At 69.1% G+C, this 16,761-nt stretch carries 9 protein-coding genes; 6 read left to right on the top strand and 3 right to left on the bottom strand.

The genetic code is table 11. The features are described 5' to 3' along the window. The first annotated feature begins 31 nt into the window (after positions 1-31). Complete coding sequence (locus tag ACLJPX_RS16405) at positions 32-328, top strand: YkvA family protein (protein WP_410600843.1); 297 nt, start codon at positions 32-34, stop codon at positions 326-328. A gap of 86 nt (positions 329-414) precedes the next feature. On the opposite strand, the gene ACLJPX_RS16400 is transcribed toward ACLJPX_RS16405, so the two are convergent. Beyond that, a complete protein-coding gene (locus tag ACLJPX_RS16400) occupies positions 415-852 on the bottom strand; it encodes a peptidase inhibitor family I36 protein (RefSeq protein WP_410600842.1) in 438 nt (145 codons plus the stop codon). A gap of 296 nt (positions 853-1,148) precedes the next feature. Here ACLJPX_RS16400 and ACLJPX_RS16395 point away from each other — a divergent pair, with 296 nt between their 5' ends. The 5 genes from ACLJPX_RS16395 to ACLJPX_RS16375 all read left to right on the top strand — a co-directional run bounded on the left by ACLJPX_RS16395 (position 1,149) and on the right by ACLJPX_RS16375 (position 15,386). Continuing rightward, positions 1,149-1,574 (top strand): helix-turn-helix domain-containing protein, encoded by a 426-nt coding sequence (locus ACLJPX_RS16395; protein WP_410600841.1) that lies wholly within the window; start codon positions 1,149-1,151, stop codon positions 1,572-1,574. A gap of 101 nt (positions 1,575-1,675) precedes the next feature. Next, positions 1,676-2,086 (top strand): hypothetical protein, encoded by a 411-nt coding sequence (locus ACLJPX_RS16390; protein ID WP_410600840.1) that lies wholly within the window; start codon positions 1,676-1,678, stop codon positions 2,084-2,086. Between the two features lie 21 nt (positions 2,087-2,107). Then, a complete protein-coding gene (locus ACLJPX_RS16385; protein WP_410600839.1) occupies positions 2,108-3,292 on the top strand; it encodes an MAB_1171c family putative transporter in 1,185 nt (394 codons plus the stop codon). A gap of 467 nt (positions 3,293-3,759) precedes the next feature. Continuing rightward, a complete protein-coding gene (locus ACLJPX_RS16380) occupies positions 3,760-5,007 on the top strand; it encodes an MFS transporter (RefSeq protein ID WP_410600838.1) in 1,248 nt (415 codons plus the stop codon). Further along, on the top strand, positions 5,007-15,386 hold the full coding sequence (locus ACLJPX_RS16375; RefSeq protein ID WP_410600837.1) for an amino acid adenylation domain-containing protein: 10,380 nt from the start codon (positions 5,007-5,009) through the stop codon (positions 15,384-15,386). The genes ACLJPX_RS16380 and ACLJPX_RS16375 overlap by 1 nt, the downstream gene beginning before the upstream one ends. A 10-nt stretch (positions 15,387-15,396) precedes the next feature. Here the strand turns inward: ACLJPX_RS16375 and ACLJPX_RS16370 are convergent, their stop codons facing one another. Both ACLJPX_RS16370 and pdxS read right to left on the bottom strand, forming a co-directional pair. Further along, positions 15,397-15,561: a hypothetical protein gene (locus ACLJPX_RS16370; protein WP_158255806.1), complete on the bottom strand. Its 165-nt coding sequence runs from the start codon at positions 15,559-15,561 to the stop codon at positions 15,397-15,399. A gap of 225 nt (positions 15,562-15,786) precedes the next feature. Next, the gene (gene pdxS, locus ACLJPX_RS16365) at positions 15,787-16,701 is read right to left on the bottom strand and encodes a pyridoxal 5'-phosphate synthase lyase subunit PdxS (protein WP_101607340.1); all 915 of its coding nucleotides are present in this window, start codon (positions 16,699-16,701) and stop codon (positions 15,787-15,789) included. Positions 16,702-16,761: the final 60 nt, after the last annotated feature.

The following is a 16,761-nucleotide window of genomic DNA, read 5'->3' as shown; positions in this document are numbered from 1 at the left end:
ACCGATTGTCGTCGTGGTGAGAGGGGATCGCGTGGAGTCGCTATGGACGACGCTCGGTGTCGTGGCCGTTGTGGTGATCATCGTCTTCGTCCTGGTCGCGTTGTTCCTCTTGGTCAAGCTGATCCGGAAACACCGTCAGGTCCATCAGCCGGGCACGCCGGTACCGACCAAGGTCGCCTACTGGCTTTCCCTGGCCTACACGGTGTTCCCGTTCGATCTGCTGCCCGACCCGGTCTACTTCGACGACATCGTGGTCCTGACCGGTGGGCTGATCTACGTCAGCCGGTCGCTCACCAAGAAGACGCGCGAAGACCGCCAGCTGGACTGAAGGGCGCTTTCCCCACATGCGACGTGGGGAAAGCGCCCTTCACCGCGTGAGACGCGGGGAAAGTCCCCTTCAGCCGAGACGGGCCGCTAGGGGCAACCCTGGTAGCCGATCGAAGAGGCGCGGTCGTTCCAGTCGGGGGTGAAGTTGCCGCTGGTGCCGGCGGGCATGGTGTTGTCCGGGTTGCCACCCCAGTAGCCGTCGGAGACGCAGAAGTTCTGGCCCGTCCGGTTCCACCACGAGGTCGCCTGGTTGTCGAAGGTTCCACCGCACGCGCTGCACGAGATGGTCCGGAAGTCGCCGTTGTACTGGTTCGCGGTCCATTTGGCCACGAATCCTTCACCGTCTGCGTGCTGGAACAGGCACATCTGCCCGTTGTAACAGTCGCCCCAGCCCTCCACCTGCCGGATTTCGATGGACTCCGGCGAAGCCGCGGTGGCGGCCGGAGCACTGGCAAGCAACCCCGCGCCCAGCATCATGGCGAGGCCCACCACACTCTTCGTCCGTGTTTTGCCTGATCTGCTCATGATCAACCTCCGCGAGAAAGAGTGGACACACGACACCCCAAGCTGCGGTTAATGTGATTGGAATGTCATGCTGGATCACTTTGATGACACGACCGACTGTAGCGACTCGCTTCAAAAAGCGTCAATAAGCTGACTGGCCTACACGTCTAAGTCACTCCAGTGACCCTTATGGGCAGTCGGTCATACCAGCGGGTGGGACAATGGTTTGACCACAACATCTGCGTCAACAGGCCCGGCTGATAGCCTTGACCAGGTCAGATCAGTTTACTGATCCTCGTGGGAGTGGGAGGGCGTCCGTGGACAAGAAGCAGCAGGCCCCGCGGACCCTGGCCGAAAAGGTGGACTACCTGTTCCGGGAGGTCCATCCACGCGACCGGAAGCCCTTCACCCATCCAGAGGTGGCGAAGGCCACCGGTCTCTCCACCGGGCTGCTCTCCGCGCTGCGTTCGGGGAAGAACGTCAACCCCACCAAGGACACCTTGGAGAAGCTGGGCAAGTTCTTCGGGGTGTCGGCCGTCTACTTCCTCGATGACGAGCCGTCCGAACAAGTCAGTGCCCAGATCGCGTTGGCCGCGTTGCTGCGGGACGCCGGAATCGCCCGGGTGGCCGCTAGGATGGTCGGTCTCTCCGATGGAAGTCTGGAAACCGTCACGGCCATGACCGAACAGCTCCGGAAACTGGAAGGACTCGACTCCGACAACGCTGGAGGGCGTCGAACTTGAGGTGGCGTCGAGGATCCCGCGGGATCGAACGACGGTGTCGGCGGGTCGTGGGTCAACTGGTGGTACCGGACTCGTGTGACGTCCTGGAATTATGCGGTCGGGTGGGGGAACAACGGGGCAGGCCGATCGCGCTTCTGCCGCTGCCGATGTCGGCCTCGGGTGCCTGCGGGCTGTGGATGGCGGGATCCTCGACCGACTATGTCTGCTACGAGCGCGACACCACGCCCGTGCACCAGGCGCATATCGTGCTCCACGAACTGGGCCACATCCTCTGCGAGCACCCCGGCGCCGAGCACGCCGAATCGGCGCTGGCGAACATCTTTCCCGATCTGAGCGGCACCACGCTCAAGATCATGCTGGCCCGGCAGCACGCGGGTTTCACCACCCAGCACGAGGCCGAAGCGGAAACCGTGGCCTATCTGATTTCGGAGATCATCGAGACGCGGCCGCGCCGCCCGCGCCGGGAACCGACCGGGATGAGCGCCCGGTTGAGCCAGGCGCTGGAACGGTGACGAGCCCTGGGGGAATGCCGGATGCCGGTGGCCAGCGTTGTTCATCTCATCGCCCTGACGACCATCGCCGTGGCCGTCGCCTACCGGGCCACGACCTGGCGTGAAGACAACAAGGCCCCCGCCGGCCGGGCCTTGTCCCTGACGATGGTGAATCTCTTCGCCCTCTACCTGCTGGGCTGGGCACCGGCCTATTGGCTGGCCTACGACCTGCTCGGCCGGATCCCCAGTCTGCCGCAGGTGATCCAGCACGTGGTGTGGATGGCGATGTCCTTCTACGCCCACATCTTCGTCATCCGGGTCTCGGCCCCCGAGTGGCAACTGCGACGACGTCTGCGGTTCGGGCGGGCGCTGTTCGGGGTGGCTCTCCCCTTGCTCCTGATCGGCTACGTGATCGGCCCGCTGCGCATCGGGCTGCCGATCGTCGGACCGAGCGGCACCCATGATCCGGGTGTGCTCGTCTACGACCTGATCTGGGAGACCCACAACATCATCGTCCTGGTCGACATCCTGCTCGTCCGGTGGCGCGGGCTGACCATCGAGAGCACCTACCTGCGGATCGGGGTGCGCTTCATGGGCCTCGGTTGCTTGATCTGGCTGGTCATGCTGATCCACAAGGTGGCCTACCAGACGATCGTCGGCCTCGGCTACGACCTGCCGTACGAAGAGAACGGCGTGCACGGCATCCAGTTCCTGTTCTCCGCCCCGGGGGTCTGTTTCCTGGTGATCGGGATGACCATCCCGTCCTGGGGGCCGCGCGTCGCCCGGTACTGGCACCAGCGTCGCGCCTATCGCCGGCTGACCCCGTTGTGGGAAGCACTCGCCCCGGCAAGGACGGCCATTCCGGTCGCGGCCCCGCGCAGCCCTCACTCCCGGCTGCGCCACCGGGTCATCGGCATCCGCGACGCGCTGGTCGGCCCCCTGCGCCACTACCTCGACGAGGACACGATCAACCTCGCCAAGGGGGAAGCGATGCGCTCCGGGCTCACGGAGGACGACGCGCAGGCCGTCGCGGAAGCGGCTCTCATCGCCGCCGCGGTGTCCGCGCATTCCCAAGGCGAATCCGCCGCGATTCCCACGACCCCGGCACCGCGCTTGCGACGGGAAGAGGACTTCGACGCGGAGACGGCCTGGCTGGTCAAAGTCAGCCAGGCATACCGGCACTCCCCCATCGTTCCCGCGATCCTGAGGCGACGGTCGTTGTCCTGACGTCCTGATCTCCCGGCAGGTCGGAAAATGTCCGACCGCTCGATTCCGCTTCGCCTTTTTCGGCGCGAACACCCCTTGCCGGAACGGATTCTTTGTGGCAAGGGAACCGATGCCGCGGATCGCGCCGAGGTCGAATCCTTGCCCGGGCCGACGTGCGATGGTACTCATGAAAGGCGGCATTATTGGCAAATCACCCGCCGTTGGGCGGGTGAGTCGGCTTTGGGGGCTTGACATGCTGAAAACCGGATTCGACTCGAACCGTGAAATTCCGATCCACTTCCGGCGGTCCTCAAGGACACCGTGAACCCAGGTCCGGGACGGGACCTTCGCGTCCGCGTTTTCCGGCCGGCTTTTCTTCCATCGCGGGCGAAACGGGTCGAGTTCGCTGTTCCCTGGTGAATTCCGCCGGCGGACAAGGCCGCGTCGGGACGATCGTATCCCGTCCGGCCAAACGATCAGAGGCTTCGATGCTCGTCTTCCGCACCAGGACGACCGACGCCGGGAGCGCCGCGTTCTGGGCGTTCCTCGTGGCGTACTCGGTGTCGTCGTTCGGGACCTTTCTCAACCTGATCGCGTTGAGTCTGTTCACCCTGGAGGTGACCGGCGGGCCGGTCGGCCTCGGCGCGGTGATGGCCGTCCGCGTCGGTTCCGGCCTCCTGTCCGGAGTGCTGGCCGGAAAGCTGGCCGCGCGCTTCGATCGACGGCGCCTGATGGTCTGCGCGGATCTCGCGCAGGCGACGGCGATGATCGTGCTCGGCTTCGCCGGGCGGGCCGCGGGGCTCGGCGGGCTGCTGGTGGCCGCCGCCGTGCTCGGTGTCGGCAACACGGTCTTCTCGGTGTCGCTGCGGACGAGCGTGCCCGCGATGGTGGGTCAGGAGCACCGGGTCCGGGCGAACGGACGGCTGGTCGCGGGGCGATCACTGGGAACGGTGCTGGGCTACGCGTCGGCACCCGTCGTGGTCCTGGCGGGCGGGTTCGAGGCCGCGTTCTTGGTCAACGCCGCGTCGTTCTTGGTGTCCGCGGCAGTGCTGTGGATCCTTCCCTTGCGTACCAACGCATCCGGCCAGGACGAAGGCAATGTGCCGTCCACCGGTTCGAGATTGCCGGCACTGGCGGGACTGCCGTTGGCCGTCCTCGCCCTGGTGCTGATCCGTGGCTCGGATGCCTTCGGGTCGGCGTCGCACAACGTGGCCCTCCCGATCCACGCGGGTACGGAGTGGCCGGGCGCGCCGTACGCGTTCATGAGCTGGTTCTGGACCGCGTGGGCCATCGGCAGCATCGCGGTGCAGTGGGTGGTACGCAGGATGGATCGCGGAGGCGGGGTCCGGCTCGACGAGCGGGTGTTCGCGGCGGGCACCGTGCTCATGTCCGTGGCCTTCGTGGTCGCGTTCACCGGGCTGCCGGTTCCGTTGCTGGTGGCCGTGCTGTTCGTCGCCGGTCTCGCCGACGGGCTCACCGAGGTCGCGTATCTCAGCAGGCTGCAGGCCGCGCCGGAGGCGGAGCGTGCCCGGTTGTTCGGCTTGTCGGCCACCGCCGAGACGGCGGGTTTCGCCGCCGGGATGGCCACCTGCGGGCTGGTGCTCGAGGTGGCGTCTCCGCCGGTCGTGGTGGCGGCCTACCACTGTCTTCCGGTTCTCGTGGCGGGAATCGTCTTGCTGCGCTTACGAAGCCGCCGGGCGCTTGGTGCCGGGAAGGTATCGAAGAAGGGGTCGTGATGGGGGAAGCGCTGGTTCACGGAGAACCACTCGATCTGGGTGACGGCGAGCGGGTGGATCTCGCGCAGGCGTTGCGGAACGCCGCGGCCGGCGCACCCGGCCACGCGGTGGTGACCCTGGATTCGGCGGGCAGGCCGAATCGCTGTCCCTATCCGGAACTCTTGGCCAGGGCGAGCGCGGTCCAGGCACGGCTGCGGGATCTCGGAGTCGGGCCCGGCGACCCGGTCGTGCTGTTCGGCCTGCCGCTCGCCGAGTTCTTCCCCCTCTTCTGGGGATGCGTACTCGGCGGTGCGCTGCCGGTGCCGATCGCGGGCGCGACAGCGGACGACACGTTACGGCGACGGGTCCGGCACGTGGCAAACCTGCTTCATGATCCCCTCGTGCTCGTCGCGGACGCGGACCCCGGCTTGCCCGGCTTGCGGACCGCGCGGGTCCCGACGGAGCCGATGAGCGCGCTGCCCGAGCTCGACGTGCACCGGCCAAGCCTGGCCGATCCGGCGCTCGTGATGCTGTCTTCCGGGAGCACCGGCGCGGCGAAGGGAATCCCCCTGACGCATCGCGGCCTGCTGGAATTCGCGGCAGGAGCCCGCAGATCGCTCGGCCTGCGGGCCGGTGACACCACACTGAACTGGCTTCCGATCGACCACAGTGGCGCTTTGCTGATCTACCACGTGCTCGAAGTGTTCGCCGGGGTGACCAACGTGCACGTTCCGACCGAGGTTGTCCTTGCCAGGCCGAATACCTGGCTGGAGCTGCTCGCTGAGCACCGGGTCGCGCACAGCTGGGCGCCGATGTTCGGCTTCGCCCAGGTGGCCTCGGCGTTGTCCGAGGATTCCCGTGACCTGGACCTGTCCGCGGTCCGGACGCTGCTCTGTGGCGGGGAGCAAATCCAGCTGCCGGTGCTGGCGCGTTTTCTCGAACACACCGCCCCGTTCGGCATCGAGGAAACCACCATCCTGCCGGTGTGGGGCATGACGGAGACGGTCACCGCGATCACCTTCGGAAGGCTCGGCACGCCGGAAAGCGTGCACCGTGTCCTGAAGTCCAGCCTCGGCGGCGAGCTACGCCAGGCCCCCGAATCCGCGGAAGAGCACGAGTGCAGCACTTTCGTGGCGGTCGGGCCGCCCGCGCCGGGGGCGAGTGTGCGGGTGGTGGACGACCGGGGCGAGCTCCTGCGCGAGCGTGAGATCGGCAGGCTGCAGCTGCGCTCGGCGCGCGTCACGCCCGGCTACCTGCACGACGAAGCGGCGAATCGCGCCGCGTTCCCCGAGCCGGGCTGGCTGGACACGGGCGATCTCGCCTTTCTGGCGCACGGGCAGGTGGTGATCACCGGGCGCGCCAAGGATCTGATCATCCTCAATGGGCAGAACCATTTCTGCCACGAGATCGAGGAGGTCGTCTGCGCGGCGAGCGGTGCCCGCGCCGGTGAGGTGGCCGCTGTGGGCGTTCCCAACGCGGAGACCGGTACGGAGGATTTGATCGTCCTACTGGCCACCTCGGCACCCGCGGACGAGTTCGACGCGGTCGCGACGGCGGTGCGCGGGGCGGTGTTCACCCGGTTGCGGCTGACAGTGACCCGGGTCCTCCCGGTCGCGCCCGAATCCTTTCCGCGGACGGGCGGCGGCAAGGTTCAGCGGGCCGAGCTGCGACGACGGCTGGCCGCCGGGGAACTCGGGCAGGCGGGCACCACGCCCGCCGACGTCGAGTCCACGGTCTTGTCGGCTGTCCGGGAGATCCTCGGCCGCGACGTCGATCCGGCGACGCCGTTCTACGAGGCGGGCCTGACCTCGGTGTCCGTGATCAAGTTGGCCTCGACCCTCAGCGGGCGACTGCGCCGTGAGGTATCGCCGACCGCGGTGTTCGAGTACCCGACCCCCGCTGCCCTCGCCGGCAGCCTGGCGAGCGCTGCCCAGCGGCCGCGCCTCGCCGCACCCGAGACCCCGGCGTCCGAAGACCGGATCGCGATCATCGGCATCGCGGCGCGGTTGCCCGGTGCGCCGGACCTCGCCTCGTTCTGGGCCAACCTGCGCGACGGTGTGTGCAGTGTGCGGACCTTCGCCCACCCGGTGGAGCCGGGGGTGGTTCCGGTCGGGGGCGTGCTCGACGACGTGGACTCGTTCGACGCGGAGTTCTTCGGGATGAGCCCGCACGAGGCGGCCCTGACCGACCCCGCGCACCGCTTGTTCCTGGAGTGCTGCCACGAGGCGCTCGAACTCGGCGGATACGCGGCGACCGGTGCGGGCACCAGGATCGGCGTGTTCGCCGGAGCGGGCATGCAGCTTTACGGCCACCAGCGGCGCGCACGGGAGAACGGGCGCCCGCCCGCCGCGGACGAGTTGGCCGCGATGCAGGCCGCGATGGGGTCGGAACCCGACTTCCTGGCCAGCCGGGTGGCGTACCGGCTGGGACTGTCGGGACCCGCGATCGGCGTACAGACGGCGTGTTCGACCGGGCTGGTCGCGGTGCATCTGGCCGGGCAGGCGCTCCTCACCGGGGACGCCGACCTGGCTTTGGCCGGAGCGGCGGCGATCCATCTGCCGCAGGATTCCGGCTACCGGCCGTACGAAGGCGGAATCCTGTCGCCGACGGGTGCCTGCCGGGCCTTCGACGCGAACGCGGACGGCACGGTCGGCGGCAACGGCGTGGTCGCGGTGCTGCTGAAACGGCTCGACCGGGCGATCGCCGACGGGGACACCGTGCACGCGGTGATCCTGGGCTCCGCGGTGAACAACGACGCCGGCCGCACGGCGGGTTTCGCGACACCGAGTGTGTCCGGGCAGGCGGAGGTCGTCCGACGGGCATTGGCGCGGGCACGCGTGCCCGCGTCGTCCGTCACCTACGTCGAGGCGCACGGGACCGGCACCGCGCTGGGTGATCCGGTCGAGTTCGAGGCACTCAGCCAGGCCTACGGCGAAACCGGGCACACGGGATTCTGCGCGCTCGGCTCGGTCAAACCCGGCATCGGCCACCTCGACACCTGCGCGGGCCTCGCCGGTTTGGTCAAGACGGTGCTGATGCTGCGTCACGGAGAGCTGGTGCCGACGGTGAACCTGGACCGGCCCAACCCGGGACTGCGGCTGGCGGGCAGTCCGTTCGTGCTGGCGAAGGAAAACACCCCGTGGATCACCGACGGACCCCGGCGGGCCGGGGTCAGCGCGCTGGGCGTCGGCGGCACGAACGTCCACCTGGTACTGGAACAGGCCCCGGTGCCCGTCCCCGCACCGGCGGCACCGGGACCGGTGCTGCTGCCCGTGTCGGCCAACGACGAGGCAGGACTGTCCGCGCTCACCGAAGCGCTGCGGGATCACCTGCGCGCGCATCCCGGACTCCGGGCCCGGGACGTGGCGGCGAGCATGGCGCTCGGCAGACCGCACCGGGCGCATCGGCACGCCGTGGTCGGCCGGGACACCGCCGAACTGGCCGCCGCGCTCGACTCGATCGCGGTGGAACCCGTTGCCTCGCAACGTTTCGAAACGCTCGCGTTCGTCTTCTCCGGGCAGGGGTCGACGTATCGCGGAATGGCGGCACGGCTCCGTGACACGTTCCCCGCCTTCCGCGAAGCGCTGGACGAGTGTCTGGGTTTCGCCAGAGAGTTCGGCGCGCCCAGGCTGTCCGACGCTCTGCTCGGCACCCCGGATCCGGCCACCGTTCTGTCCACTGAGGACGGACAGCCCGCGCTTTTCTGCTACCAGGTCGCGCTGGCCGGGTTGTGGCGATCGTGGGGCGTCCAACCGGACTACGTGGCCGGGCACAGCTTGGGGGAATACGCGGCTCTCGCGGTGGCGGGCGGGATCAGCGTGGCCGACGGGCTGCGGCTGACCTGCCTGCGCGGACGGCTGATGCACGCGACCGCGGCGGGCGGCATGATCGCGATCCGCGCCTCGTCGGAGCAGGCCCGGCGGCTGGCCGCCGTCACCGGGACCGAGGTCGCGGTGGTCAATGGCGACCGGTCACACGTGCTGTCCGGGCCGGTGGCGGCGATCGCGGCCGCCGAAGCGGCACTCGATCGGGAACGCCTTTCCTGGCAACGACTTCCGGTGGACCGGGCCTTTCACTCGGCGCTGCTCGATCCCATCCTCGACGAGTTCGAGCAAGCGGCCGTCGCGGTACGGTTCGGCCCGCTGCGGATTCCGTTGGCGTCCAATCTGGACGGACTGATCCCGGCGGGCGCCGCAGTGGACGCGCGCTACCTGCGTCGGCAAATCCGTGAGACGGCGCGCTTCGACGAGACGCTTCGGGCGCTCGAACGGACCGGTTGCGGGGCCTATCTGGAGATCGGACCGCGCGAGGTGCTCGGTTCGATCGGGCAGGCGGCTCTCCCACACCGATACTGGCGGCCGTCCCTCGTCTCACCCGCCGAGGACGAGCCTGACGCGGTGCTGCGCGCCGCCGCGGCGCTTTACCGTCGTGGCGCCGACCTGGACTGGTCCGCGCTCGTGCCCGGCGGACGACGCGTCCCGCTGCCGGGATACCCCTACCAGCGCAAACGTTTCGCTCAGCCGACGGCTCCGGCCGAGCCTGTACCCGCTGGCGCCGTCCTCACCGAAGTCCGGCGCCTCGCCGCCGAGCGTCTCGGCGTGAGCGAGCTCTCCGACGACACCACTTTCGTGGCGGGCGGCGCCGATTCGCTCGCGCTGATGGGCTTGGCCCGCGAACTGCACAACGTCTACGGGGTGCGGATCGGCGTTCGCGAACTGCTCGCCGAAGCGCAGACCCCGGCCAAGGTGGCCGAACTGATCGTTCAGCGCGGCGGAGCGGTCCCGGAGACCGAGCCGGTGGTCCGCGAACACGACGAGCCGCCATCCGCCCCTGCCGAGGACTCCTCACTTCACGGCTTGATGGCCCGGCAGTTGCAGCTCGCGGACGACATGATGCGACAGGTGACGGACCTGATGCACCGTCAGCTCGACGTGGTGCGCGGCGCGCCCGCCGACACCGTGACGTCCGAACCGCCACCGATGCCCGTGCCGAAGCCGGTCGACCACGTCGTCCGTCCGGCGGCGACACCCCGTCCGGCGACGAAGACAGGGAACGGCTGTGCCTTCAGCCTCTACTTCTTCGGTGACTATCCCGACCGGGACTCCAGCGACAAGTACCGGCTGATCATGGACGCGGCGCGGTTCGCCGATCAGCACGACTTCCACGCGCTCTGGTTGCCGGAACGGCATTTCGACTCGTTCGGCGCACTGTTCCCGAATCCGTCCGTGCTGGCCTCCGCGCTGGCCGTCCACACCGAGCGGATCCGGCTGCACGCCGGGTCGGTCGTGCTCCCGCTGCACCATCCGATCCGGGTCGCCGAAGAATGGTCCATTGTGGACAACCTGTCTTCGGGGCGGGTCGGCCTGTGCGTGGCCAGCGGATGGCACGCCAGAGACTTCACGCTCGCCCCGGAGAATTTCGGCGGCCACCGCGACCTGATGTACGAACACCTGGACACCGTGCGCCGGCTGTGGTCGGGAGAAGAGATCGACGCCGTCGCGGGTGACGGCACCGCGACCCGGGTCCGCCTGCATCCCGCTCCCCTCCAGCGGAATCCGCCGTTGTTCGCGGCCGTGGTGGGCAACCCGGACAGCTACCGCCGGGCGGCCGCCGCCGATCTCGGCGTGGTCACCAACCTGATGACCCAGGACGTGCCCGCCCTGGCCGAGAACATCGCGCTCTACCGCCGGACCCGCGCGGAACACGGACTCGATCCGGACCAGGGACGGGTCGTGGTGCTCGTGCACACCTTTCTCGGTGAGGATCACGAAACCGCGCGGCAGCGGGCTTTCCGGCCGTTCTGCGACTACCTGCGCTCGTCGCTTTCCCTGCTCGGCCAGGTCGGCAACAGCCTCGGGATGAAGGTCGACCTGGACGGCGCGACCGATGAGGACGTCGATTTCGTCCTGGGTGGCGCGTATGAACGCTACTGCGAGTCCCGTGCGTTGATCGGCGGTCCCGATCAGTGCGCGCCGGTGGTGGACGCGCTGATCGCGGCGGGGGCCGACGAGATCGCCGCTTTCGTGGATTTCGGCGTCCCCCGGGAGCAGGTGCTCGACGCCCTGCCGCTGCTCGATGGTTTACGCCGCCGCTACTCGCCGGACGGGCCGTCGCGGGAGGACGAGCTGTCCGCCGCGCAACGCCGGATCTGGTTCCTGGAAAGGATGTTCCCCGGCACCGGCGCCTATCACGAACCCAAGGCGATCCGGCTCGACGGGCCGCTGGACGACGTGGCGCTGCGGGAGTCGGTGCCGCGCGTGGTGTCGGTGCATCCCAGCCTGCGCACGGTGTTCCGCGAGCGGGACGGCGTGCCGAGGAAGCTCGTGCGGCCGTCGGTGACCGTCGGCTGTCCGCTGATCGACCTGTCCGGCCGCACCGAAGCGGAAGCCGTGGCCGAGATCCAGGCCACGGTGGGCCGGATCCGGTTCGATCTCGACACCGGGCCACTGGTCGCCGCGGTGTTGGTCCGGCTCGCCGACGATCGCCATCTGCTCTACCTGGTGGCCCACCACATCGTCTTCGACTCGGCGTCGACAGCGGTGTTCCTCCGGGATCTCGCCGCGCACTACCGCGCGTGGCCCGCCCTGCCTGCCGCGCGGCCCGGACAGGTTCTCGAGGCGGACGAGATCGGGAATCCCGCGTCCGACACGGAGTTCTGGCGCGATGAGCTGAAGGGGACCCCCGAACTCCTGCTGCCCACCGACCGGCCGCGTCCGCCGGTGGTGTCCAGACGCGGCGCCGGTCTGAGCAGAGAGCTCGCGGCCGGTCTCGGCGAGCCGCTCCGCGCCCTCGCGGCCGAGTGTGGGAGCACGGTGTTCATGGCGGTGCTCGGCGCGATCGGCGCGGTGCTCGGCCGCTACAGCGGGCAGCAGGACTTCTCGGTCGGCACGGTCGTCAGCACCCGGCCGGACACGGCGAGGGACACGATCGGGCTGTTCCTCGACACGGTCCCGGTACGGCTCGATCTGTCCGGGGATCCGACCTTCGCCGAACTGACCCAGCGCGTCCGGGATCGCACCACGGGCGCCTACGAGCACCGGGCGGTCCCGTTCGACGAGCTGGTCGGCATGCTGAATCCGGACCGCGCGGCGAACCGCAACCCGCTGTTCGACGTCCTGGTCGAGTTCGAGAACGCCGTGGACGAGCCTTTCGCGCCACCACTGACGGCCACCGCGCTGGACGTGGCGCGCGACGAGGTGCCCTTCGACCTCGCCTGCTATCTGACGGCGCACCGTGACGGCCTGCGTTGCCTGATCGAGTACAGCACCGACCTGTTCGACGAAGCGACCATCGCCCGGTTGCTGGACCTGCTGGCGCAGGTGCTGCGCCGCGCGACCGCGGATCCGTCGGCCCGGCTGTCCGAGCTGACCACGCCGGTCGAAGAAGACCTGCGGCTGCTGGACCGGTGGCAGAACGGTGCGCCGGAACACCCCGCGCGCTGCCTGCACACGATGGTCGAGCAGCAGGTCGCCGGGACGCCCGGCGAGGTGGCGCTGGTCAGCGACGACGGTGAGATCAGCTACCGCGAACTGGACCAGCGCGCCGAGACGATCGCGCGTCGGCTGGCGAGCCGGGGCGTCGGACCCGGGCAGATCGTGGCGGTGTCCCTCCCCCGCGGCCCCGAACTGATCGCCGCGCTCTACGGCGTACTGAAGAGTGGTGCGGCGTACCTGCCGCTGGATCCGCGGCTACCGCCGCAACGGTGCCGGTACATGCTGGAAGACAGCGGCGCCGTCCTCGTACTGACCACAAAGGACATTCGCGTTTCCCAGCCGGTGCTGAACGACTTCCCGGTGCAACTCGCCGAGGAGATCTTGCCGGGCCCGGAGGCGCCGGAGCTGCCCGAGGTGCGACCGGAGGCGCCCGCGTACTGCGTGTACACCTCCGGGTCCACGGGAACCCCGAAAGGCGTTCTCGTTCCGCACCGCGGTCCGGCCAACGTCATCGCGTGGCAACGGGATCAGCATCCGCCGATGCGCACCCTGCACTGGACCTCACCGAGCTTCGACGTCAGCGTCCAGGAGATCTTCTCCACGCTGGCCGCCGGTGGGACGCTCGTGCTGCTCGACGACGACCAGCACAAGGATCGTGACGCCGTCGCCGCCGCGATCGGCCGCCACCGGGTGGAGCGGATCCTGATGCCGTTCACTCCGCTGAAGTACCTGGTCGAACCCGGCCTCACCGCGCCGTCGCTGCGGTTGATCCTGTGCTGCGGCGAGCCGCTCGTGCTCACCCCGGCGCTGCGCCGCTTCCTTGCGGACAATCCCGGCTGCGTGCTGCACAACCAGTACGGTCCGACCGAGGCGTCGATCATCGTCACCGATCACCTGGTGGATCCGCGCCGCGGGCCCCGTCCGCCGATCGGCGCCCCGATCGACGGTGTGCGGCTGCGACTGGTTGATCCCGCCGGGCGGGCCGTCCCGATCGGCGCCATCGGCGAGATCCACCTCGGCGGAGCCGGGCTGGCCGAAGGTTACGTCGGCAAGCCGGAAGAGACCGCCGCGGCTTTCCTCTCCGGCGTGCTCCGGCCCGGAGACCGGTGGTACCGCACCGGCGACCTCGCCCGATGGCGTGGCGACGGCACGCTCGAGTTCCTCGGCCGTCTCGACGACCAGGCCAAGATCCGCGGCAACCGGGTCGAACCCGGTGAAACACAACGGGTGCTGGCCGGCCTCGGCGCGGTGGCGGACGCCGCGGTGATCGTGCGGCCGGACCACCGGGGCGAAGCGGAACTCGTCGGCTACGTCGTACTCGCTGGCACCGCCGCGCCGGAGCCGTGGACGGGAATCGCCGAAGCCCTCGCGGACGACCTGCCCGCCTACCTCATCCCGACCCGCTGGGTCGCGCTCGACCGCTTGCCCATGACCACCACGGGAAAGCTCGACCGGTCCGCCCTGCCCGAACCACCGGCCGCAGCCGAAAACCGGGACACCGCCCCGCCGTCCACCGAGCTCGAACTCCGTCTGCACGCGCTGTGGTGCGCGGAGCTCGGCCTGGACGCCGTGGCGGCCGACCGGTCCTTCTTCAACGCGGGCGGGCATTCGCTCGCCGTGGTCAGGCTGGTCAACCGGATCAACGAGGAGTTCCGGGCGGAGGTCTCGGTCGCGGAGTTCTTCCGCGCGCCCACGATCCGCGCGATGGCGGCCGGACTGGGCCGCCAAATCGCACAGACCGTCCCGATGACCTCGCTACAGCGCAGGCTTTGGGAACGTCAGGCGGAAAAGCCGCGGCCTCAGGTCTACAACGTCGGTCATCGCGTCGACCTGCGCGGCGACCTGAACCCGCGGGCACTGCACCGCGCGCTCGACCGGCTGGTGGCCCGGCACGACGCCTTGCGCGGCCGCGTCGCGGCGTCCGGCGCCGGGCGGATGATCGAAGTGCTGGCCCCGTTCGCGCTCGACCTGCCTCTCGACGAGCTCGGCACCGGCATCGACGCGTGGTGCGGAAGCGTCGTCGCGGAACCGTTCGAACTCACCGAAGGCCCGTTGCTGCGTGCCCGGCTCGGCCGGATCGCCGGTGACCGGTGGGTGCTGGTGCTCGTCCTGCATCACCTGGTCTGTGACGGCTGGTCCCTGAACATCCTGTGGCACGAGCTGTCCCGGCTGTACGCCGCCGAGATCGACGCGACGTCCGCCGCCCTGCCCGCGCCCGGAGGCCAGCACTCCGACTATGCGCGATGGCAAGCGGGCGCTGATCATTCCGCCGACGTCGACTACTGGCGAACCGAACTGGCGGACGCCGACCTGCGCTGGAGGCTGCCCTATGACCGCGTTCCGCCCGCCCGGCCTTCCGGTGAGGGCGATCTGCACCACGTGCGTCTCACGCCGGAACAGCTGCGCCGCATCGACGGCTTCGCCGCTGCCGCCCACAGCACTCGGGCCATACTCCTCGCGAGCGTGTTCGCGCTTTGGGGCGCGGAGACCTGTGGTCAACGGGACCTCGTGCTCGCCACCTCCAGCGCCCGCCGGAGCCGCCGCGAGCACGAGCAGACGGTCGGCATGATCGGGGAGGCCGTGCCCCTGCGCGTCCGGCTCGGCGAAACCGCGGAGCTGTCCGACGTGATCCCGATCGTCGCGGAGAAACTGTTCGCCTCTCTCGATCACCAGGACCTACCGCTCAGGGAAACGATCGCGCTGTCCGGGCAAGACGTCGAGCGCTATCCCGCCGTGTTGTTCACCGTGGTCACGACGCCTCCAGGGGAACTCGACCTGCCCGGCGTTTCGGCCACCGTGCGCGGATTGCCTGTTCCCGGCTGCGCCAGAACCGAGCTCTACGTCGTGTTCGCCGAAGACGCCGACGGCCTGGGAATCACGTTCGAGTACTCCACCGACCTGTTCGACGCCAAGACCATCGACCGGTTCGCCCGCGAACTCGTCCGGCTGCTGAAGGAGCTTCCCTGATCGGCTTTCCCTACTGGGCCGAAACCCGGCCCTCGGCGCGGTGCCCGCGGATCCGCTTACCCGCCCGGCGGGCCCGCTCGACCCACACGCTGCGACCGGCATCCAGCATCCGCTCGGTCCGGTAGTCCACCTCGGCCAGCACCTCGGCGAGCAGGACGTCGTTGCTGTTCATCATCGTTTCCCCTCAGGAACTCACTACCTCGTTTGGTAATGACCAGATTCGTCCTGAGGGGTGCCCTCCGGCATCGGGTGATCACCTACACCCGGGGGCCGATCGACCCCTTACTCCCGCTTCTTCCCTGATCGAAGGCCGTAAGGGCATCGAAACGACCGTGCGCTTCGGCACGCGAAGAGGCCCCGTGAACAGAAGTCCACGGGGCCTCTCGATCGACCGAGTCGCTTACCAGCCGCGCTCGGCCAGCCGGTGCGGCTCGGGCAAGTCCGCGACGTTGATGCCGACCATGGCCTCACCGAGACCGCGCGAAACCTTCGCGATGACGTCCGGGTCGTCGTAGAACGTGGTCGCCTTGACGATCGCCTCGGCGCGCTGCGCCGGGTTGCCGGACTTGAAGATGCCGGAGCCGACGAACACGCCTTCGGCGCCGAGCTGCATCATCATCGCGGCGTCGGCCGGGGTCGCGATGCCGCCGGCGGTGAACAGCACGACGGGCAGCTTGCCCTTCTCCGCGACCTCCTTGACGAGTTCGTACGGCGCCTGGAGTTCCTTCGCCGCGACGTAAAGCTCGTCCTCGGGCAGCGAGGAAAGGCGACGCAGCTCCGCGCGGATCTTGCGCATGTGCGTGGTCGCGTTCGAGACGTCGCCGGTGCCGGCCTCGCCCTTGGAGCGGATCATCGCCGCGCCCTCGTTGATCCGGCGCAGCGCTTCACCGAGGTTGGTCGCACCACAGACGAAGGGCACGGTGTAAGCCCACTTGTCGATGTGGTTCTCGAAGTCGGCCGGGGTCAGCACCTCGGACTCGTCGATGTAGTCGACGCCGAGCGACTGCAGCAGCTGAGCCTCGACGAAGTGGCCGATGCGGGCCTTCGCCATCACGGGGATCGAGACGGCCTCGATGATGCCGTCGATCAGATCCGGGTCGCTCATCCGCGCGACACCGCCCTGCGCGCGGATGTCCGCGGGGACCCGCTCGAGCGCCATCACCGCGACGGCACCGGCGTCTTCGGCGATCTTCGCCTGCTCGGCGGTGACCACGTCCATGATCACACCGCCCTTGAGCATCTCCGCCATCCCGCGCTTGACCCGGGCGGTGCCGGTGAGCGAGGTGGTGGCCGTGTTCGTGGAGTCGTCAGACACTGCTGGACCTTTCGGAAAGCGCACGAGGAGGGGTGACGCTTCCGAGGGTAGGCCGCTTTT

Source organism: Amycolatopsis sp. lyj-90 (genome assembly GCF_046549035.1).
Lineage (GTDB): Bacteria > Actinomycetota > Actinomycetes > Mycobacteriales > Pseudonocardiaceae > Amycolatopsis.
Note: the sequence above shows the minus strand (reverse complement) of the source record. Positions and strands in the feature narration are given on the sequence as shown.